The organism is Collimonas fungivorans (assembly GCF_001584145.1).
In the GTDB taxonomy this organism is placed as follows: domain Bacteria; phylum Pseudomonadota; class Gammaproteobacteria; order Burkholderiales; family Burkholderiaceae_D; genus Collimonas; species Collimonas fungivorans.
Genome location: NZ_CP013232.1, coordinates 83,368 through 103,990 on the forward strand (window position 1 = coordinate 83,368; position 20,623 = coordinate 103,990).

Here is a 20,623-nt window from a genome sequence, read left to right on the forward strand (position 1 = left end):
ACGCCGTCGATTTCGTGCGGGACCACACGTGCCGCAGGCAGCTTATCCAGCGTCACCTCGTACCAGACCTGATTGAGGAGGTGCAATTGCACACGATCTGAAACAATGCGGCGAATTTTGCCCTTTTCCTGTTCCAGCGCGTGCTCCTGCCTGTTCCTGGCCGTGTAATAGTTTGTATAAAAGCGATTGCGCAGCAGGATTCCGGTCAGCGGATGGACAAACATTTCAGCGCGCGACTCCGCCAGCCCGACATAATGTCCGGACCAGCTGTTTTGCCTAAGCACGACCCGGCCGTCAGCGCCGTTCCCTTCCCAGTGCGTCTGGATCGCCACGAAGTTATCCAGATGCTGCAGGATATGCTGCTTGACCGTGCTGCGTGCATCTATAACAGCGCGGATTTCGCCATAGACTTTATCCCACGGCCGGTTGATCTGTTTTTCCAGGAACCGCTTCAACGGCGCCAGGTTTTCGTTGAGGCCCTTGCGATCGTTGTAGCCTTTCTTCATGCCGAGCAGGCCAGGTCCGTCTTCCCGATTGCGGAAAGGACGGCCGTCGCCTTTGTACGCATTGCTGTGGACGCGGCGAGGCCGTTCGACTATCACCTTGAACATATCGTCACGCATCTTCGCCACCGTCCCTCTTTCGTCCCGAAAGCAACAGATTCAGGTTCTGTTTTTCGATGCGCCGTGTCCGGCGCGCCGGATTATGCGCTGCATGTGCTCCTGCTACCCTTGCCCGGGCCGGCGCCACCAGCGGATTGCGCGGTTTCGGCAACTTGATCGTCATTTTCATATTCATTCTTTCACGCAGATGACCTGGCGCCGCGTGTGCGGCGCCATTTGTCATGCCGGTGCGTCTGCTGCGGGCCGCTCAATGCCAGGCCCGCAAAAGCAAAAACCCCGGCGAGTTTCCTCACCGGGGTTCATGATTGGAACGACCGGCTCGGGTCGGCAATATCGCCGAAGACCCCGAGCAGTCATGCGCGGGGCTATTTATTTTTTGAATTGTTGATAGCCGTCCGTGGCATAGCCGTTCCTTTCCTGAAAAAATGCGTTGGTCAAAATGCTGAGTTGCGATTCTGCGCTCGATGAAAACGCAGTATCAAACATTTCGTCGCTGCGTAGCCGTGTTTTGTTGTTTTTTGCGCGAATCTTCACGCCGAAGACGGTGGCGCGACTTAATTCAAATCGCGCATCCTGCTGTGCTTGGGCAGCCTGGCCGCCAGGTAGTCATGCTGGTCAGCCAGCACATTCCTGCCACTCAGCAGGTAATGCTCGGCGCGGCATGGCACATAGGGCACATACAGCAACGGACGGAAGCTTTCCAGATGCTTGTTGCCCTTTTCCTGGTTGCAGTCCTTGCATGCGGTCACGCAGTTCATCCAGGTGTCCTTGCCGCCATGGGAACGCGCATGTATGTGATCGCGCGACAGTTCGTTGTGCGGAAAGCGGCCGCCGCAGTAGGCGCAAGTGTAGCGGTCGCGCCGGAACAGCAAGTCGTTGTGGTGGCCCAGCGGCAGTTCCAGGTGCAGCATGCGCGCCATGATGGCGCTGCCGGCGATGGCGATGATGGGCTTGACAGAGATGCGCGACTGCACGCCGGCGCGGGAATAACCACCGCGGAAAACGATGTCGCCATCTCCCAGTTCCCAAGCCACCTTCCCGCTCGCATAATAGAGCACAGCATCTTGCGGCGAGATCCAGTCGAACGGATTGCCTGCGATATCGAGAGTCAGAATATGGGAGATCATTTTCTTCACCTTTGCTGCTGATTATAACCAGCATCTTCAGGTTACGGAAACCCCTTCGCGCCGCCAAGCCAAACCAGGAAATCCTGGCGCCTTGCATGCATCATCGGTCACGCTTCTGTCATTTAATTGAGCGTCCGCAAACCTGGTGTTACGTGCCGCGCGATTCGAATCATTGCATCGGGCAGGCACATAACAGACAATACCAGAGCTAATCACAACAAGCGAGCTAACACTATGATTATGTGGGGAATTTTGTGCGGAGCTGTGCTGGGTTGGTTATGGCCTAGCTCGGGATACGGCGACTTCGGCATTTTCTTGGGCGGTGGACTCGGTTTACTGGCGGGACTGGGATTGCAGCGTGCGATCCGCACCGAGATTCGCACGGCCAATGAAAAATTGCGGCTGGAAATGCTGAAGCTGCGAACGGGACCAGGCGAGCAGGTTGCGGTTCCTGATTCAAAGCCGGCCAGCAAACCGGCGCAGGCAACCGGACTAGGCCCTGCTCCGGTTGCAGCAGCGCCGGCCGTAATCGCCGCCCAGCCGGCGGCTCCCAACATTCCCCCCAGTACGCAGCCGGCAGCGCCGCCTGCACCTGGCCGCGTCCTTCCACCCGCTGAACCGAACGCCGTGGAGCTGGCTTTCGCCGCGGCCAGGAACTGGCTCCTTGGCGGCAATACGATCGTGCGTATCGGCCTGGTGATCCTGTTCATCGGCCTGTCTTTCCTGTCCAGTTATGCGGCGGCTGCCGGCCTGTTTCCGGTGGAGTTGCGGCTGGCGGCGGTTGCTGTCGCCGGGATCGTGCTGCTGGCCGTCGGTTTCGGCAAGCGCCAGGCCAAGCCGGCTTTTGCGCTGGCCTTGCAGGGCGGCGGCGTGGCGGTGATCTACCTCACCGTATTTGCCGCCTTCCGCCGCTTTGACCTGATTTCGCCCCTGCCCGCTTTCGGTTTGATGATCGTCGTGTGTGCCCTGAGCTGCGCGCTGGCGCTGCTGCAAAACTCGCGGGCGCTGGCGGTGGCGGCTTTTGCCGGCGGTTTTGCGGTGCCGCTGCTGCTCTCTACCGGAGGCGGCAGCAGTGTCGCCCTGTTCAGCTATTACACGGTGCTGAACCTGGCGATCCTGTTCATCGCTTATAAACGTTCCTGGCGCGTGCTGAACATGGTGGGTTTTGTCGCCACCTTTGGCGTGGCTACGCTGTGGGGCGTGCTCAAGTACCAGCCGGCGCAATACATGAGTTCGCAGTTGTTCCTGATCGTATTCGTGCTGATTTATGTGGCGGCGGCGATCCTGTATGCGCGCAACACGCCGACCCGGCTTGGCAATACTGTCGACAGCACGCTGATGTTCGGCACCGCGCTGGTCGGTTTTGGCTTGCAGGCCGGCTTGGTCGACCAGTTCAAGTTCGGCAGCGCTTTTTCGGCATTGGGATTTGCCGCGCTGTATCTGGTGCTGGCGGCGCTGCTGCTGCGTCGCGGACGGGACAGTTATCGCCTGATGATTGAATCGATGATCGCCATCGGCCTCGGTTTTGTGACTTTGGCTGTGCCGCTTGCCCTCGACATGCGCTGGACCTCGGCGGTGTGGGCACTCGAAGGCGCCGGCGCGTTCTGGGTCGGCATGCGTCAGGCGCGCTGGATGCCGCGCGCGTTCGGGCTGCTGCTGCAAGTGGTGGCTGCCGGTGCTTTCCTGGCAGGGATCGATGACAATGTGTCGGCCTGGCCGCTGGCCAATCCGATGTTCATGGGCGCCATGTTTATCGCCTTGCCGGCATTCGCCATCGCCTGGTGGCTGCGCGGCGTGTTGCCGCACAGTGAGTCGCGCTGGGCCAGGGAATTTGCCAAGGCCGAAGCCATGCTGTCGCAGCCGGTCTACCTGTTTGGTTTTGTGTTCTGGTGCCTGGCGTGGATATTCGAGATATGCCGCGAGCTGCCCGGCAGCGAAACCGGCATGGCCAGCGTGCCCGTTTTCGGCGACGGCACCCAGCAGTTGCTGACAGTGCTGGCGCTGGTGGCGAGCGCATGGCTGTCGCTGCTGCTGGCGCGCCGTAGCAATTGGACGGTGGCCGCCTGGCCTAGCAGGATTACCTTGTTGCCGCTGGCGCTCGGTTTTATCGCGCAAGAGCTGTCCGGGGAGCGCGTCCTGTACACGCCGGCCTGGGCCATCTGGCTGCTGGCCCTTGGCTTGCATTACTGGATGCTCTACAAGAACGATACGCAAACCCAGAGCCATATCGCTGCCCTCAAACTGAATCGTGCCGTTCACGTCGGCAGCGTATGGTTGCTTACGCTGCTGCTGGCCGATTGCCTGTGGTTTGGCATCGAGCGCGGCGATTTGTGGCGCAGTTCGTGGGCCAGCGTGGTGCTGCTGGTCAGCGCGATCGCGGTGCTGCTGGCTTTGTCGGTATGGGCCGGCCGGGCCAACCGTGTTTCGCTGCTGCCGGCATTCAAGTGGCCGCTCAATGCGCATGCCGTCGCCTATTACTGGCATGCGGCTTTGCCGCTGGCGCTGCTGGTGTTTCTTGGCGCGCTGCTGATGGCGCTGCTGTCGTCGGGACATACGGCGCCGCTGCCCTATCTTCCCCTGCTCAATCCTACCGACCTGGCGCTGGCCCTGGCTCTCGGCGCGCTGGTATTCTGGCGCCGCGCAATCGTCGGCGCCCAGCCGCTGCCTGCCGGCGCCGCCTGGGTGCCGCGCAAGCAGACGCTGCTGGCGCTGGCTGGGCTGGCGTTTGTCTTGCTCAATACCGTCTGGCTGCGCACCGTGCATCACTTCTTCGGCGTGAGGTGGGACAGTGCGGCGCTGTTCGACAGTTTTGTGGTGCAGACCGGCTACGCTATCTTGTGGACACTGCTGGCGCTGGGCCTGATGCTGCTGGCGCACCGCCGTGTGCAGCGCGGATTGTGGCTGGCCGGCGCGGCGTTGCTGGGGCTGGTGGTGGTCAAGCTGCTGCTGGTTGACCTGTCGAACGCGGGCGGCGCGGAACGCATCGTCACCTTTATCGCGGTGGGCGCGCTGATGCTGGTGGTCGGTTATTTTGCACCGCTGCCGCCGAAGAGCGCGGCGGACGCCGCAACTGTGAAGGAAGCGTAGAGATGAGGTATTTCCTGATGCGTGCTGTCATCTGCGCAGCTGCCCTGTCGGTAGCCGGCGCTGCCTGGCCGGCTGCCGACCCTAACAGCTCGCAGTCGTATGCGCTGCACCTGCCGCTTGCCTTTGCTCCAGATGCGCCGCTGCAGCGCCTGATCCTGCCCGCGCAGGTGCTGGTGAACCTGCAAACCGGCGGCCTGGGCGACGTGCGGATTTTCAACGCCAAGGGCCAGCCTCTGGCCATCGCCTTGTCCGACAGCGCCAGCCTGCGGCAAACGGAAAAACGCAAGATCGAACTGAAATCGTCGCCCATCATGGGCAGCGCCGATCTCACCGACATAGCCGCTTCCTCGCTGCGGATCGAAGAACAGCAGGGCAAGCGCATCGTGCAGATCGAGAGCAGTCCGGCAGGCGCTGCCGCACCGGCTAAAAAAGTGCTGGGCGCGCTGCTCGACACGCGTGCCATCGATGATCCTGTGGTGAGCCTGGCGCTGGACGTCGATTTGCCCGATGCACAGCCGATCACCTTTGATGTGCAGGCCAGCAAAGACTTGAAATACTGGCGTTCGCTGGCGGAAACCGTCTTCTATCGCGCCGAAGCCGGGAGCAGCGGCCTGGGCGCAGATCATATCGAGTTGCCCGCCGCCGATCTCAAGGATCAATACCTGCGCATCACCTGGACCGACACCGCGGGGCGGACGGCGCCGGTAGTCATGCGCAGCGCCACATTGACTACTGCCCGCGGCGTCAGCAGCACCGCGCGGGTCACCGCCGCGCTGGCGCAGCCGGTGCTGGACAATCCCCATACGCTGCGGTTTTCGCTGCCCTTCGCGACACCGGTGGCGGCGCTGAAAATCAAGCCGGCGGGCGACAATGTATTGCTGCCGGTACGGGTGCTGGGCCGCCAGGACGTCGGCCAGCCGTGGACCATGATGACGGCGAGCGTGATTTACAAATTGCAGACGGCCGGCAAGCTGCAAACCAGCGCAGCGATCGAATTGCCGCCGACCGCATATCGCGAAATCAAGATCGAAGCCGACAAGAAAACCCAGGGTTTCTCCGCGCCGCCGGAAATCACCCTGGAATTCGAGCCGGTGCAGGTCGTGGCGCTGGTCAACGGCCCTGCACCGTTTACCCTGGCGGCAGGTCTTGCCAACGCCACCAGTCCTTATCTGCCGATGCAAAGCCTGATGCCGGATTACCGTCCGGCGCAAGAGAACAGCTTGCCGCTGGCGCAGGCAGACGGCGCAACAGCGCTGGTGCCGGCATCCGCCGGCCGCGACGGCATGCCGACGCGCAATATCATCCTGTGGGCAGTATTGCTGCTGGCGGCTCTGGCGCTAGCGGCGATGGCCTGGGTGCTGCTCAAGCAAAATGCCCGTCCGCCTCAGCAGTGACCAAGCAGCCCTGTTGTTTTTGGGAAACGGAATTGCCTAAAATTTATTGGTATTCTAGAAAGTAAGTTATTGTACTATTGGGCTGTTATTGGTGATTTTAGTAACTTTTTTCATCAATTAACTTTCCATTACTTTCGTTATTGACCAAAACAACAATTTCACAGAGGGGATTCAGATGAACTTGAAATTTAAGCTGTTGGCGTTAGCTGCGACCACGGCATTGGCCGGTTGCGGATCGGCAGGCGGTGGCGGCGTCGCCGGCCTGAATATGGACGGCATGATGGCGGCAGGCAGCACTGCACTCAAGGCGACTTCCTTGAGCGATGCCGATGTCAAGACCATGTCGGATGAAGCGTGCGCCGCCAGCGACAAGCAAAACAAGATTGCAGCGCCGAAAAGCAAATACGACGTGCGTCTGACCAAGGTAGTGCAGGGTTTCAGTCCGAGCCTCAACGGCGCCCAGACCAATTACCGCGTTTACATGACCAAAGACGTCAATGCCTGGGCCATGTCGAACGGCTGCATCCGGGTGTACAGCGGTTTGATGGACATGATGAACGACAGTGAACTGCGCGGCGTGATCGGGCATGAAATGGGCCACGTTGCGTTGGGCCACACCAAAAAAGCCATGCAGACCGCGTATGCCGTGACGGCTGCGCGCACCGCCGCGGGCGCAACCGGCAATGCGGTGGTAACCAACCTGTCGTCGTCGCAACTGGGCGAGCTGACCGAAAAAATCATCAACGCCCAGTTCTCCCAGGTGCAGGAAAGCGCCGCCGACGACTATTCGTTTGACCAGCTGACCAAGATGAACATGGACCGCAAAGGGCTAGTGACAGCATTTCAGAAGCTGGCGAAACTGGACGGCGGCGCCGGCGCCAGCATGCTCAGCTCGCATCCGTCCTCGACTGACCGTGCCCAGCATATCCAGCAGCGCATCGATCAGAACAAGTGAGCCGGCACAAACATCGGACTTTGCCTGTGCCCGTCTGGTCAGTTGAGGTGGGGATAGGTGAAGCCGATGAAGTGAACCGCATTGACCGCGAAGTGGACGATGATCGCGGCTTCAATGCGTTGCGTGACGTAATAAGCATAGGCATAAGCCAGGCCGGCGACCGTGGCCAGCAGCACATAAGTGCCGCCGCCGGCTATGTGCGCCGCGCCGAACAAGAGAGCCGAGCAGGCGACCGCCAGCAGCGGGCCATAGCGAAAACGCGCCAGCGACAAGGCCAGGCGATCTTGCAGCAGGCCGCGGAAAAAAGCTTCTTCCGCAACTACCGTAAAAAACAGGTTGGTGGACAAGAACAGCGCACTAACCTGGCTGATCTTGAAATCCGGCTTGACGTAGCCGATGGCGGTGGCCAGGCCGAGCACGGCAATTACCGCGCTCAGTGCAATCGGCCCGGTTTGCCGCAGCAGCTTGCGCCAGTCTGCGGCGGAGCTGGCGCGGGTGCACATGAACGCCAGCAGGACCAGGCCGGCGGCGCCTTTGTCGAAGTTTGCATATTGCGTGAAGGGCGCGGAGTCGGCGGACAGGCGCAGCTGGAATAGCAGTATCGGATTATTAAATCCCGGCAGCTTATGCAACGCCAGCGCCAAAGCCAGGATGGCAGCGACGACGCCGAACAGCAAGCGCAGATTGCGCCGGGCCGTGGTGGCCAAATAAGCGAGCAGGCAGAACAGCGCCAGTTCCAGCACTGCCATGGGACTCAGGACAGCGGACGCCAGGCCGCTGAGGAGCGCGCCGGCAGCGATCACCATCCAGGGCAGCAGGATGATGCGGTCAGTCAGTCGGAGAGGTTTCAGCCAGACCGCGGCGATCGCGACGGCGAGTAAAACAAAGGTAATCAACATCGGCCCTGGTGCCCCACGATGGCGGCAACCAGTCCAGAAGAGATTAGCGGTTTACCTTGCATGCAGCGTCGGTATCCCAGCGTCCGGAACAAATGCGCCAGCGGCACAATTCGCCTTCGATCATGCCCAGCTGCTTGCAGCGTTGCAGCAAGCCTGAGGTGCTGTCGCCGGCCTTGCGTTCGACGATGTCAGGTCCGTCAGAACTATTTTGCGCGAGCGCAGGTTCTGCCGCTTTCTTCTTTGCCTGCTGTTTCGATTTGGCGGTTTCCTTGGCCTTGGGCGGCTGTTGTTCGGTCACGCTGTCGCCGTGCGAAACCAGCGCAGTCAGGATGTTGACGTCGCTGTCGGCAGGCTGGGCGCCGGCTTTTGCCGGCTTCGGCGCAACCGCTTTTTTCTCCTGCACATTGCGGTTCACCAGCGGCGCATTCACGCTCTTGGGAGCGGGCTTGGGTTTGGATGCCTTCGGTTCTTCCAGGGCTTTTTTCAGCGCGGTCGAAGTGACCGGCACGCCTGCCTCCAGGGTTTCCGTCAGTTTGGCGCGGGGATCCGCCGATGCTTCGTCGGCTTTATCAGCATGGGCGGCAGGATCGTTTTCAATTACCGCCGCTTGCGATTCTGTTTTTTCAGCTGGCGCGGCATCGTTTGCGGCAAGCGCTGGAGTGCTTGGCGGCAATTCCTTGGGCGCCGGTGCGCTGGCTGCGATGGCCGTTTCGGGCTGAACGCTGCGTTGGTTCCAGGCAAAATATCCGCCCGCGCCGATCGCCGCCAGCAAGACGACTACGAGCGCCGCGCGCAAGGCGCCGGATTTTTTTTGCGCGCTGGCCTTCGAAGGCGATTCCTTGCCTTCCAGGGCATTCAGGATGCTGCCGCTGCTGTTTTCTGTCGCCGTCGAGCCCGATAACAAATTCGGTTTTACGGAGCCGCGCGCAGTTTCTTCAGATGGTTGCAAGACACAAATCTCCAAATGTCAGTTATTGGGCAGTTATTGAGCACGGACCGACGTGACGCCAAGTTTGATAAGGTATACTCTCTGACAACTAAATATGTCAACTGGCAATATATTACCAAAAAATTATAATTTTTCTTTGGTAATATTCACGAGAAGGTTTTTGTGTTCGTCTTAGTCGTCGCCCTTTACTTTTTGCTTGCATGCGCTGTCGCCGGACTGCTGTTATTCCCGGCTGCCCGCGAGATTGTTTATTTGGCACTGGTCAAGCGGCGGCAGCAGATTGGGACGCAGGTCCAGAACTGGCGAGACCGCCGGTCGCAGACCACCAGATCCCTTTCGCAAAACCTGCAGGCATCGAGACTCTCAAGCTGGCAGTTCATCAAGCGGCATCAGTGGATTCTACTCGCCGGAATGGCGGTTGTGCTGATCCCGCCCTTGATTGCTTGGCTGTTGAGCGGTAAAACCATGCTTGGGAGTTACGATGATTCCGGGCAAGTAGTTAACCAGCAGATTGCCGCGTTGCTGGAAGGAGAGCAGTTAGTACCGCCGCCGCCGCTGCCGCCTGAGGTGTTTACCACGCAGGAAGTGGCGCAAGTGCGGCCTATGCTGGATACCGCGAGCCGTAACTGGCAGGCGCTGGATGCCGATTTCACCCAGCGTTTGCTGATGACTTTCAAGATCATGAAAGAGAAGTACGGTTACGACATGGTCATTATTGAAGGTTATCGTAGTCCGGAACGGCAGAACGCGCTGGCGCAAATGGGCGGCAGCGTGACCAACGCCAAGGCGTTCCAGAGCTACCACCAGTACGGCCTGGCAGCCGATTCTGCGTTCATGCGCAGCGGCAAGCTGGTGATTACGGAAAAAGACCCGTGGGCCATGCGCGGTTACCAGTTGTACGGCGAAGTGGCGGAATCGGTTGGACTGACCTGGGGCGGCCGCTGGAAAATGATGGACCTGGGCCACGTGGAATTCCGCAAGCCGGGCGTAATGAAAAGATAAGAAAAGTCATAAAACCGTTGTATCTGCGCAAAAAAATCGACAAAAAGAGGGATGGCATGGCGAGGCGATTGATAGTATCGGGCAATAAAATTTCACGTGACGGCATAACCGTCCGGCGGGCGAACTCCGTTTTTCGTATTGCAATGCTGGTCCATTGTCCAGGCTGACACCGTCATGCAGCACAGCTTGTTCAGCGACCAACGCGGTCATTAAGTTGTTGTGAGAAAGCAACAATTTGTGGCCGTTGGCGCGTGCCGTTCGCATCCCTTCCAAAAGAATCAACCACTTAGTTACTCTTAATTACTGATACCTATGCAACGAATTTGGCAATTCCTGACGAATACACGAACCCTGGCGGTGGTCGGATTTGTGGCGCTGGCCTGCTTTCTCTTTCTCGCCGCGGACGCCTTGCAAATCGACGGCATCTGGGTCGTGGTTTTCCTGGTTGCAATCCTGCTGATATGGGGATTGGTCGTGCTGTACCGCAAACAGCGGACCAAGACGGCGTCGAAAAATTTCAGCTCGATGCTGGAAGGCCAGGCCGAGAAGGGCAGCGACAAACCGAGCGTGGTCGGCCGCGACGAAACCGAGACCATACGCAAGCGGATGCTGGAAGCGATTTCCACCATCAAGAATTCCAAGCTTGGCGAAAAGTCCGGCGCTACCGCTTTATATGAGTTGCCGTGGTACATGATCATCGGCAATCCGGCCGCCGGCAAAAGCACGGCGGTCGCCAATTCCGGCCTGCAGTTTCCGCTGGCCGACAAGAACAGCAACATCGTGCAGGGCGTAGGCGGCACCCGTAACTGCGACTGGTTCTTTACCACCGACGGCATCCTGCTGGATACCGCGGGACGTTATTCGGTGCATGAAGAAGACCGCGCGGAGTGGTTCAGTTTCCTCGGCCTGCTGAAGAAGCACCGCAGCCGGGCGCCGATCAACGGCATCATCATCGCCGTCAGCGTCGCCGAGCTGGCCGGCAACCGGCCTGAGTTCGGCATCAACCTGGCCAAGAACCTGCGCCAGCGAGTGCAGGAGCTGACCGAAAAGCTGGAAGTGTTCGCGCCGGTCTATGTCATGTTTACCAAGGCCGACCTGATTACCGGCTTCACCGAATTTTTCGTCGACATGGACCGCGGCGAAAAAGACCGGGTCTGGGGCGCGACCCTGCCTTACAGCCGCAAGACCAGCAGCCAGGATGTGCTGGCGTATTTCGACGAACGCTTCGATGAGCTGTTCGAAGGCCTGAAAGAAATCAGCCTGGCCAACATGGCCCTGAGCCGGGGCGACCGCCTGCCGCCCGGGGTGCTGACCTTCCCGCTCGAATTCGCCGCGGTAAAGAGTTCCTTGCGTGCCTTCATCGCCACCCTGTTCGAAGAAAACCCGTTCCAGTTCAAGCCGGTATTTCGCGGCTTCTATTTCACCAGCGCCTTGCAGGAAGGCAGCGGCCTCAGTACTTCGTCGGAACGGATCGCGGAGCGCTTCGACCTCAAGCTGCAAGCGCTGGAGCGCCCGGAAATCCATTCCAAGCACGGCTTCTTCCTGCTCAACCTGTTCCGCAAGGTCATCTTTGCCGACAAGGACCTGGTCTCGCAATACGCCAGCCGTCACAAGACGCGCTTGCGCTACACCATGTTTTTCGCTGCCACCGCTTTCGTCGGGCTGGCCCTGGCGGGCTGGAGCTGGTCTTACATGGGCAACCGCCAGCTGACCGCCAACGTGCAGGCAGACCTGGACAAGGCCATCAAGCTGCAGGAAAAACGGCTGGACCTGCAATCGCGTTTCGAAGCGATGGAGATCCTGCAAGACCGCATCGAACAATTGCAAAAATACGACAACCACCGGCCTCTGTCGCTCGGCTTCGGCCTGTACCAGGGCGAGTTGCTGGAGCAGAAGCTGCGCGAAGAATATTTCGCCGGCATCAAGGACATCATGCTCAAGCCGGTGACCGCGAATATCGAATCCTTCCTGTCTGAAATGAATGCCCATGCCGGTTCGCTGGAGCCGATGTCGCGTCCGGTGCAGCTGGTGGCCGGTGCGGCGCAGCCGGCGGCTGGCGCCGCAGCCGCAGCAAGCACGGCGGCAGCGCAGGCGGCCAATGCCGGCAGCACCCAGCAATACAAGGATTCTTCGCCTACCAATGTGGAAGACGGCTACAACGCCCTGAAGACTTACCTGATGCTGAGCGACCGCTCGCGCGCCGAGTCCAGCCATCTGAACGACCAGCTGACCCGCTTCTGGCGCGGCTGGCTGGAAAGCAACCGCGGCAACATGACGCGCGAACAGATGATCCGCAGCGCCGAACGCCTGATGAGTTTTTACCTGTCGCAGGTAAGCGATCCGTCCTGGCCTACGATTGAAAGCAAGCTGACCCTGGTCGACCAGTCGCGCGACAACTTGCGCCGCGTGGTGCGCGGCATGGCTGCGCGCGATCGGGTATATGCGGATATCAAGGCGCGCGCCTCGACCCGCTTCCCGTCGATCACGGTGGCCAGCATCGTCGGCGACCAGGATAAGGAACTGATTGTCGGCAGCTACGCGATTCCGGGCACCTTCACCCGCGACGCCTGGGAGAAATTCGTCCAGGGCGCGTTCAAGGAAGCCGCCAACAAGGAACTGCAAAGCGCCGACTGGGTGCTCAAGACTGCATCCAGCGACGACCTGACATTGGAAGGCAGCCCGGAACAGATCCAGAAAGCCCTGGTTACCCAATACAAGACCGAGTACGCCAAGGAATGGCAGAAGTTCATGCAAGGCGCCAATATCGCCGACCTCGGCGGCTTCGACAACGCGGTCAAGGCGATGAACCGTTTCGGCGACCCTTCCACCTCGCCGATCAACAAGTTCATCACCGCTGTCTACCAGCAGACTTCCTGGGACAATCCGTCGCTGCTGAACACCGGCCTGGGACGCGCGCAAAGCGGCTTCATCGCCTGGTTCAAGCAGACCATCCTGCGCCAGGCGCCGTCGGGAGTGAACGTCAACGTCAACCTGAACGCCAATACCGACCCCACAGCCGCGCCCATGGGCCCGGTCGGCAAGGAATTCGCCGGCGTCGCACGCATGGTGACGGCCAAGGACAAGGACGCCACGCTGATGCGCGGCTACATGGAAAGCCTGTCGAAACTGCGTACCCGCTTCAACCAGATCAAGAACCAGGGCGATACCGGCCCCGGCGCCAACCAGCTGATGCAGCAAACCTTGAACGGCAGCGGTTCGGAACTGGCTGACGCGCTCAAGTATGTGGATGAGCAGATGCTGGTCGGCATGAGCGATTCGCAGAAACAGGCGATCCGTCCGATCCTGGTGCGGCCGCTGATCCAGGCTTTTGCTGTCACCATCAAGCCGACCGAGGCGGAGATGAACCGCACCTGGCTGGCGCAGGTTTATTCGCCGTTCGAGAAAACCCTGGCGGAAAAATATCCGTTTGCCGCCAATTCGAAAATCGAAGCGACCAGCGCCGAAATCGGCCAGACCTTCGGCCCGGACGGCAGCATCGCCAAGTTTGTCAATTCGTCGATGGGTCCGCTGGTGGTGCGTCGCGGCGATACCTTGGCCGCCAAGACCTGGGCCGACATGGGCATCACGCTGTCGCCTACCATGGTGTCGAGTTTCGCACGCTGGGTAGCGCCATTGGGCGCCAGCAGCGCGGCAGCCGGCGGCAGCGCCGGCGGAGCGGATGCGCAAACCGTGTTCCAGATACAGGCCCTGCCGGCCGGCGGCACCACTGAATACACCATCGAAATCGATGGCCAGCAACTGCGTTACCGCAATACCCAGGCGCAATGGACCAACTTCGTGTGGCCCAATCCGCAAGGCGTGGCGGGCGCCCGCATCACGGCCGTTACCTTCGACGGCCGTACTGTTGAAATCGCCAACCAGCCCGGCCGTTTCGGCCTGGAGCGCCTGATCAACACGGCGGTGCGCAAGCGCAAGGACGGTAACTTCGAACTGAGCTGGACCAACGAAAACATCACGGTGCCTATCAACCTGAAGATCATCAGCAGCCCGCAGGTCAGCGCCAAGTCGCCTGACGGCGGCGCCCAGCAAGGCCAGGGTTTCCGCGGCATGAGGCTGCCGGAAACGATTGTCGGCACGGCGGCCAGCCCGGTCAGCAATCCTGCTGCGCCAGCGGTCGGAGCAGCGCCGGCCCCGGCTGTCGGCGCGGCGGGTACGGCACCAGCTCCCGCAACAACGGCTGCCGCAGCACCGGCTGCCGTAGCACCGGCTACCGTAGCAACTGCAGGAGGGGCCGCACAATGAGCGTAGGAGAAAAATTGGCTAACATCGGTTATTTCGGCAAGATCCCCAGCCGCGGCGATTTCATCAAGGCCACCGACAACATGCCGCTGGTGTCTATCCTTGACGAATGGCTGGCGCAAGCGATGGACCTGCTGTCGGCCGAGCCGCGCTGGAAAATCGCTTACGATGCTGTCAGCCCGCTGCATTTCGCTTTCATCGGCCCGCGCAGCAAACGCGCCATCGCCGGCCACCTGATCGCCAGTAACGACCAGGCTAACCGCCGTTTCCCTTTCCTCGCGGTCAGCACCATGGAAATCGACGAGCCGCAGGATTTCACGGCGAAGAGCCCGATGGCGTTCTCGCGCCTGTGGAACCGGCTGGAAACCCAGGCTTCGGAAGTGGTGGCCGCCACCGATCCGGCGATCTCCCTGCAGAACCTGACCGCCACCGGCATCCCCTTGCAACTGGGCAGCGGCGCTTATCACGCGGCTTTCACCGATTTCATGGAAATCCAGACCGTAGGCGGCCTGGAGAACATGCTGCACAGCGCAGGTTTCAAGGGCTCTTTGCGGCACCTGGTGCTGGCGCTGGGCATCTTGCTGCAGCCGGTGATGGCGAGTTCGTCGTCGCGCCTGGAAAAAAGCCTGGTGATGCCTTTGCCGGACGACCCCATGTACCGCAACCTGGTGGCGTCCTACTGGCTGCACCTGATCACGCCATTCCTGTTGCGCGGCAATTTCGAACTGGCGACCTTCGTGACCAAGATCAACGACCGGCCGTCCATGGTGATCGGCTTCAGCGGCGCTTCGCCGCGCACCCTGCAAGCCATCATGGATCCGCAGGTCGCGCTGGAGCACCATATTTCTTTCGAGGACGCCAGCTGGGTCGAAGAACAGGTCAAGTCGGATTACAGCATCACGAAGATCGCCAGCTACCTGGCGCAACCCACCCTATCTTTAAAATCGGCTCATGATTCGTTTCGTGACGCATTTATTGGAGCCTGACGCATGCGTTATCTGAGCATTGCCCTGACATCGTTATTCGTGTCGAACCTGGCGCTGGCACAAAATGTCGCGCCGCCCGTGGCTACCCCGAAACCGGGCCAGATCCTGGTCAGCGGCACGGTGCCGGACGAAGCCAGCAAGCAGAGCGCGCTGAGCAAGCTGCAGGAACTGTACGGCGCCGACCGCGTAGTCGACCAGATCTCGGTCGGTTCGGTGGTGTCGCCGGCCAACTGGAACGGTTATGTGCAGAAGCTGATCAATCCGAGCCTGAAGCAGGTCAGCCGCGGCCAGCTGAAGATCGACGGCAATACCGTCACCATCAACGGCGAAGTCAGCAATGAAGCGCAGCGCCAGCAGATCGCCAGCGAAATCGCCGGCAACCTGAATCCGACTTACACCGTCAAGAACGGCTTGCGGGTTTCTGCCTCGGAGCAGAATGTCCTCGACCAGACCCTGGCCAACCGCACCATCGAATTCGAAAGCGGGCAAGCCACGCTGACGCCGTCCGGCATGCGCATCCTCGACGAAATGTCGGCCGCGCTGCTGAAGGTGAAAGACAAGAAGGTGGAAATCATCGGCCATACCGACAACCAGGGTTTGCGGGCGCGTAACGTCTCGCTGAGCAAGGCGCGCGCCGATGCGGTGAAGGATTACCTGGCGCAGAAGGGCATCAATCCGGACAGCGTCGTGACCTCGGGCCAGGGGCCGGACCGGCCGATCATGACCAACGATACCGCCGACGGCCGCTCGCGCAACCGTCGTATCGAATTCCGGGTATCGCAGTAAGCGGCTTTTAGTTTTCGTCGTTCTGCTGGTTGCCGTGCAGCCCGAGCAGTTCTTCCACATGCGCCAGCGAGCCTGGATCCTTGATGACCGTGCGCAGCCAGTGGTGCAGCGGCAGGTCGCCCCAGCTGGCAGCCTTGTCCGCCAGGTAGGCGACCGGGCTGTGCGGCTCGGTGCGGCGGAAAAAATCGGCCACATGGCGCAGTTGCGCCAGCGCCTGGGCGCGGTTCTGTATCGGGCCGTTCAGCGTGGCTTGTGCTTGCTCCACCTTGCTTACCTCCTGCTGCACCGTGGGTGCGGTTTGTGTATCGTTGCTGCCGGCTTTCGGCGCGCTGCCCGTGTTGACCCCGGCTTCCTGGGCGAAGCGGGTGATGACCGCAATCACACTTTCCAGGGCGTCCTTGGCCGCCGAAAAAGCCGGGCCATCCTGGCCCACGCGGAAATCGATCGATTTTTCCAGCTGCAGCAGCGCTTGCTGGCACAAGCTGGCGTCGGCCAATAATTTTTCATAAAACTTCGGCGACGATTTGCGTTTTGCCGCTTCGATGTCCGCCAGCTTGACGCCTTCGTTGCTGACGCTCTCGCCGTTGGCCCGGTCTCGTTCTTCACTGGCTGCGCGGATGCGCGCCGATTCAAAATCGACGCTGGAAAAAGCGGTGCCGCGGCCTTCAGTGATCGGTATTTCGCGTATCAGCTGCACCGAGCGCGTCAACAGCCAGCTCAGGTTGCCGACCCGCAATTCCTGGTCGTCGTCATCCGGCACCGGATGCAAGTTTTCCCAATACCTGTCGCTCAAGCCGGCCAGCAGCAGGTAGCCGTCAGCCAGGCCGCTGAAATGGCGTACCTTGGCATTGGCTTCCGCCAGCCAGACCGCCAGCCGCAGATCCTTGCTCTGGGTTTCGATCAGCCGCGCGCAATTGTCGACGACGAAACCCCAGTCCGCCTCCTTGAGTTCGGTGACCCATTCGCCCTGGTCGAGCGAGGGATCGTCAAAGCGCCGGGCGTTGGCAATCGCATCCAGGTCGCTTGAGAAAGACAGGTCGGCGCCGCACGGTGCGGCATCGCTGACGGGATTGAGTAATTGATCGACAGAAAACATAAATGACAAATCCAAATAAAAGTGATTCAAGCCGGCAAGCGGCGACGCTCTTGCGAGATATTCATCAGAATTTCCTTGGCACAATCATACCCTAGCGTTTCAAAAAAGGAATCTAAGTTGCTCCTGTAATGTGGCGCAAACCCGGCATCGGCGATGGGGAATGGATATGCCAAAATGTCAAAGGAGATGTTTCCGTAGTAACATGTGTCCTGAATGCATCCCTAAAAAAGCATCGATATCCTGCATTTGCAGCAGTTGATGTCTGCCGTGGTGATTGTTATATTTGCAATGGCTGTGTTGTGCCTGTCTGTGCCCGCCCAGGTCTTAATATTTTCAGGAAAGTGAGTAAAGCTATGAAGCTTTGGAAAACCAAGTTGGTTTGCAGTGTCGCTTTAACATGTTTGATGATTCCATTCGCTGCGTCGGCAGCTCCCGCCGCGCCAGCTGTTGCAGATGCGGCGCAGAAAAGTGCGGCCGACCAGGAAATCCAGGTGCTCAAGGATGTGGCGCAAGCCCGTCCGACCGAAAAAACGCCATGGGTGCGCATGACCCAGATCAAATACGAGGCCGGCAGCTACGGCGATGCGGTAGCTTATGCATTGCAGGTATTGCAACGCGATCCGGCCGACAAGTACGCCAAGGGCGTGGTGGCTTTGGGCAGCCTCAAGTTGTCGATCAAGGCCCTGAACGACTTGAGCGCGCAGAGCGACTTGAATGGCGGCGTGCTCAGCGACGCCCAGAACCAGACAAAATTGCTGCGTGAGAGCCTGGGCGAAACCGTGGTCGATCCGGCCGCAGTGGCCGACACCAAGCCTAAGGTGAGCCGCCCGCTGAAGAAAAAGGCGACGCGCGCCGCCAAAACCGCGACGCCGGATGCTGGCGGCGAGGGCAAGCCGTTCGGGGCTTTGCAATAAGCCGGCAAGCGTCAAATATTGTTTTTAAAGTAATTAAAGTACCACCGCGGTCCGGCTTGGCATGCCGGCCGCCACCTCGCCGCCGCTGTCACTCGCCGGTAACGCCAGCGCTGTAAATTATTGAGACATGGCGTTGCGACGGCCTCAAATACCGATATAATTTCAGATCGGCAATACTTCTGCCGCATATTCGTTCCATCAGTTATAGCGGGAAAAGCCGACGTCCTCATCCAGGATCGTGGCTTAAATAGCTGCTCTATGCAAAGCCATTCCTTTTGCAAAACGGAGAATGCCAATGTATCCAAACCCTTCTGCAATGCTGGCCCGGGTAGGCCGCTTCAACCAGGACCGGCGCCTGGTCCGGATCAAGACCCCGTTGGATGCCGACCTGCTGCTGGTGCACCGGATGTACGGCAGCGAAGCGCTGTCCAAGCCGTTCCAGCTGACGCTGGAATTACTGTCGCCGTACGACCAGCTTGAACTCAAGCAACTGGTCGGCCAGCCGGTGCTGCTGACCATGCTGACCGCTGGCGACGAGCGCCATTTCCATGGTTTTGTCCAGGAATTCAGCCGCACCGGCAGTGACGGCGGCCTGGCGACTTACCAGGCGCAGCTGGCGCCGTGGTTTTCCTTCCTCGACTACGCCAGCAACTGCCGCGTGTTCCAGGACCAGTCGGTGCTCGATATCGCCCAGGAAGTATTCAGCAAATACGGCCAGCTGGCCGATTACCGCTTTGACCTGATTGCCGGCCGCTATCCAAAACTGCCGTACTGCGTGCAGTACAACGAATCCGATTTCACCTTCGTCTCGCGCCTGCTGGAGGATGCCGGCATCTACTACAGCTTCGAGCACAGCGAGAGTGGCCACAAGCTGGTGCTGGCCGACGACTCCACCCAGTGCAAGCCGCTGGACGGCGACGCCACCGTGCGTTTTCAGCCCAACCAGGAATTGCAGGCCAGCGACGTGCTGGACGACTGGCGGCCGCGGCGCCGGGTCGGGCCTTCGGTGCACAGCATCAAGAGTTTCGATTTCAAGCAGCCGCGCAATCCGCTCGCGGTCGAACTGAAGAACGATGCGCCGCGCGGCACCCTGCCGCAATTCGAGCATTACGCTTACGATGGCGCGGCCAGCTACGGCAACAGCTCGGTCGGCGAGCAGCTGACTGCGGTGCGCGCCGAGGAAGCCGGCTGGCAAACCAAGCTGTTTGAAGGCGCCGGCACTACCCGGGTGCTGGAGATTGGCCGCTATTTCGACCTCAGCGGCCATTTCGAGCATGAGGACGACGACCAGACCGAACATCGCTTCATGGCGCTGCAGGTCAGCCACGATGCCCGCAACAATTTCTCCAGCGATTTCAGCGAAGCCCAGGATTGCATGTACCGGGTCGAGGTCAGCGCGCTGCGCCGCAAGATTCCGTACAGGCCCTTGCGCGAGACCGCCAGGCCGCGCATGCCGGGGCCGCAGACGGCGACCGTGGTGGGACCGAAAGGCGAGGAGATCTGGCACGACAAATACGGCCGCGTCAAATTGCAGTTCCACTGGGACCGGCTGGGCCAGTTCAACGACCAGAGTTCTTGCTGGGTGCGGGTCGCCAGCCCCTGGGCCGGCAGCGGCATGGGCGGGGTTTCGGCGCCGCGCGTCGGGCAGGAAGTGGTGGTCGATTTCCTCGATGGCAATCCGGACCGGCCGATCATCACCGGCCGCGTCTACAACGCCGACAACATGCCGCCGTTCGGCCAGGAAGTCAGCGGCATGCGCTCCAAGACGGTGCGCGGCGGCGGCTTCAATGAAGTCACCATGCACGACACCGGCGGCAGCGAACTGCTCAACATGCATGCCCAGCGCGACATGGCGGTGACGGTGCTGAACGACCATAACAGCACCGTCAACAACAACAAGGCGACCAAGGTAGCGGTCAACCATAGCCTGAATGTCGGCGCCAACCAGGATATCTCGGTGGGCGGCAACCGCGGCGCCACGGTCACCGGCAACGATACCCGCACCGTCACCGGCACCTCCACCGCCACCGTTACCGGCGCGGTGACGCAGACCTACCAGGCGGGCCAGAAACGCACCATCACTGCCGCCGGTTATAACGAAAACATCACCGGCGACTACGGCAGCACTCTGGTCGGCAACTATAGCGGCAGCACCAGCGGCAACTGGAAAAGAGATATCACCGGCACGCTCACCCATACCGTTACCGGCGCGGTCAGCGACACCATGCATGCCGGCCGCGAAGTGACGGTAACCGGCACCGACAAGCGCACGGTGACCGGCCCGGTAGAAGACGGCAACACAGGCGCGCGCCTGCTGTCGGTGACCGGCAACATGCAGCATGAAGTGTCCGGCACCCACAGCGTGTATTCCGGCTCCGACCAGACAATTACTTCGGGCAGCAAGGTTGACCTGATGGTCGGCGGCGCCGGCATCAGTATCGTAGGCTCCGAAATCATCATCACCGCAGGCGGCTCGATCATCAAGATCAATGGCGGCGGCGTCTCTATCAACGGCAGCAAGATCAACCTGAACAGCTGAGACCTT

General features: G+C 60.3%; 14 protein-coding genes. 10 read left to right on the forward strand and 4 right to left on the reverse strand.

Annotated features, from left to right (window positions below):
- Window positions 1–212 precede the first annotated feature (212 nt).
- Complete coding sequence (locus tag CFter6_RS25870) at window positions 213–779, forward strand: hypothetical protein (RefSeq protein ID WP_061538249.1); 567 nt, start codon at window positions 213–215, stop codon at window positions 777–779.
- Between the two features lie 398 nt (window positions 780–1,177).
- Here CFter6_RS25870 and CFter6_RS00345 read toward each other — a convergent pair whose 3' ends face one another.
- Window positions 1,178–1,750 carry an HNH endonuclease gene (locus tag CFter6_RS00345; protein ID WP_041740999.1) on the reverse strand — a complete coding sequence of 191 codons (573 nt, stop codon included), beginning with the start codon at window positions 1,748–1,750 and terminating at the stop codon, window positions 1,178–1,180.
- A gap of 315 nt (window positions 1,751–2,065) precedes the next feature.
- On the opposite strand from CFter6_RS00345, the gene CFter6_RS00350 reads away from it, so the two are divergent.
- The 3 genes from CFter6_RS00350 to loiP all read left to right on the forward strand — a co-directional run bounded on the left by CFter6_RS00350 (window position 2,066) and on the right by loiP (window position 7,186).
- Window positions 2,066–4,837, forward strand: a complete 2,772-nt coding sequence (locus tag CFter6_RS00350) for a DUF2339 domain-containing protein (RefSeq protein ID WP_236904472.1) — start codon at window positions 2,066–2,068, stop codon at window positions 4,835–4,837.
- 2 nt (window positions 4,838–4,839) lie between these two features.
- On the forward strand, window positions 4,840–6,231 hold the full coding sequence (locus CFter6_RS00355) for a DUF3999 domain-containing protein (protein ID WP_061538251.1): 1,392 nt from the start codon (window positions 4,840–4,842) through the stop codon (window positions 6,229–6,231).
- A gap of 175 nt (window positions 6,232–6,406) precedes the next feature.
- Window positions 6,407–7,186: a metalloprotease LoiP gene (gene loiP, locus CFter6_RS00360; protein ID WP_061538252.1), complete on the forward strand. Its 780-nt coding sequence runs from the start codon at window positions 6,407–6,409 to the stop codon at window positions 7,184–7,186.
- A gap of 38 nt (window positions 7,187–7,224) precedes the next feature.
- Here the strand turns inward: loiP and CFter6_RS00365 are convergent, their stop codons facing one another.
- Together CFter6_RS00365 and CFter6_RS00370 are read right to left on the reverse strand one after the other, a co-directional pair.
- Window positions 7,225–8,085 (reverse strand): CPBP family intramembrane glutamic endopeptidase, encoded by an 861-nt coding sequence (locus tag CFter6_RS00365; RefSeq protein ID WP_061538253.1) that lies wholly within the window; start codon window positions 8,083–8,085, stop codon window positions 7,225–7,227.
- 43 nt (window positions 8,086–8,128) lie between these two features.
- Window positions 8,129–9,034 (reverse strand): hypothetical protein, encoded by a 906-nt coding sequence (locus CFter6_RS00370; protein ID WP_061538254.1) that lies wholly within the window; start codon window positions 9,032–9,034, stop codon window positions 8,129–8,131.
- Window positions 9,035–9,196: 162 nt separating this feature from the next.
- On the opposite strand from CFter6_RS00370, the gene CFter6_RS00375 reads away from it, so the two are divergent.
- The 4 genes from CFter6_RS00375 (at window position 9,197) to CFter6_RS00390 (ending at window position 16,068) form a co-directional block, all read left to right on the forward strand.
- A complete protein-coding gene (locus CFter6_RS00375; RefSeq protein ID WP_061538255.1) occupies window positions 9,197–10,036 on the forward strand; it encodes a M15 family metallopeptidase in 840 nt (279 codons plus the stop codon).
- Window positions 10,037–10,348: 312 nt separating this feature from the next.
- Window positions 10,349–14,299, forward strand: coding sequence for a type VI secretion system membrane subunit TssM (gene tssM / locus CFter6_RS00380; RefSeq protein ID WP_061538256.1), 3,951 nt, complete (start codon window positions 10,349–10,351; stop codon window positions 14,297–14,299).
- Window positions 14,296–15,282: a type VI secretion system-associated protein TagF gene (gene tagF / locus CFter6_RS00385; protein WP_061538257.1), complete on the forward strand. Its 987-nt coding sequence runs from the start codon at window positions 14,296–14,298 to the stop codon at window positions 15,280–15,282. The genes tssM and tagF overlap by 4 nt, the downstream gene beginning before the upstream one ends.
- Window positions 15,283–15,285: 3 nt before the next feature.
- On the forward strand, window positions 15,286–16,068 hold the full coding sequence (locus CFter6_RS00390) for an OmpA family protein (protein ID WP_061538258.1): 783 nt from the start codon (window positions 15,286–15,288) through the stop codon (window positions 16,066–16,068).
- Window positions 16,069–16,075: 7 nt separating this feature from the next.
- Here the strand turns inward: CFter6_RS00390 and tssA are convergent, their stop codons facing one another.
- Window positions 16,076–17,164 (reverse strand): type VI secretion system protein TssA, encoded by a 1,089-nt coding sequence (gene tssA, locus CFter6_RS00395; RefSeq protein ID WP_061538259.1) that lies wholly within the window; start codon window positions 17,162–17,164, stop codon window positions 16,076–16,078.
- Window positions 17,165–17,568: 404 nt separating this feature from the next.
- On the opposite strand from tssA, the gene CFter6_RS00400 reads away from it, so the two are divergent.
- Complete coding sequence (locus tag CFter6_RS00400) at window positions 17,569–18,078, forward strand: hypothetical protein (RefSeq protein ID WP_061538260.1); 510 nt, start codon at window positions 17,569–17,571, stop codon at window positions 18,076–18,078.
- A gap of 295 nt (window positions 18,079–18,373) precedes the next feature.
- The gene (locus tag CFter6_RS00405) at window positions 18,374–20,617 is read left to right on the forward strand and encodes a type VI secretion system Vgr family protein (protein WP_061538261.1); all 2,244 of its coding nucleotides are present in this window, start codon (window positions 18,374–18,376) and stop codon (window positions 20,615–20,617) included.
- Window positions 20,618–20,623 lie beyond the last annotated feature (6 nt).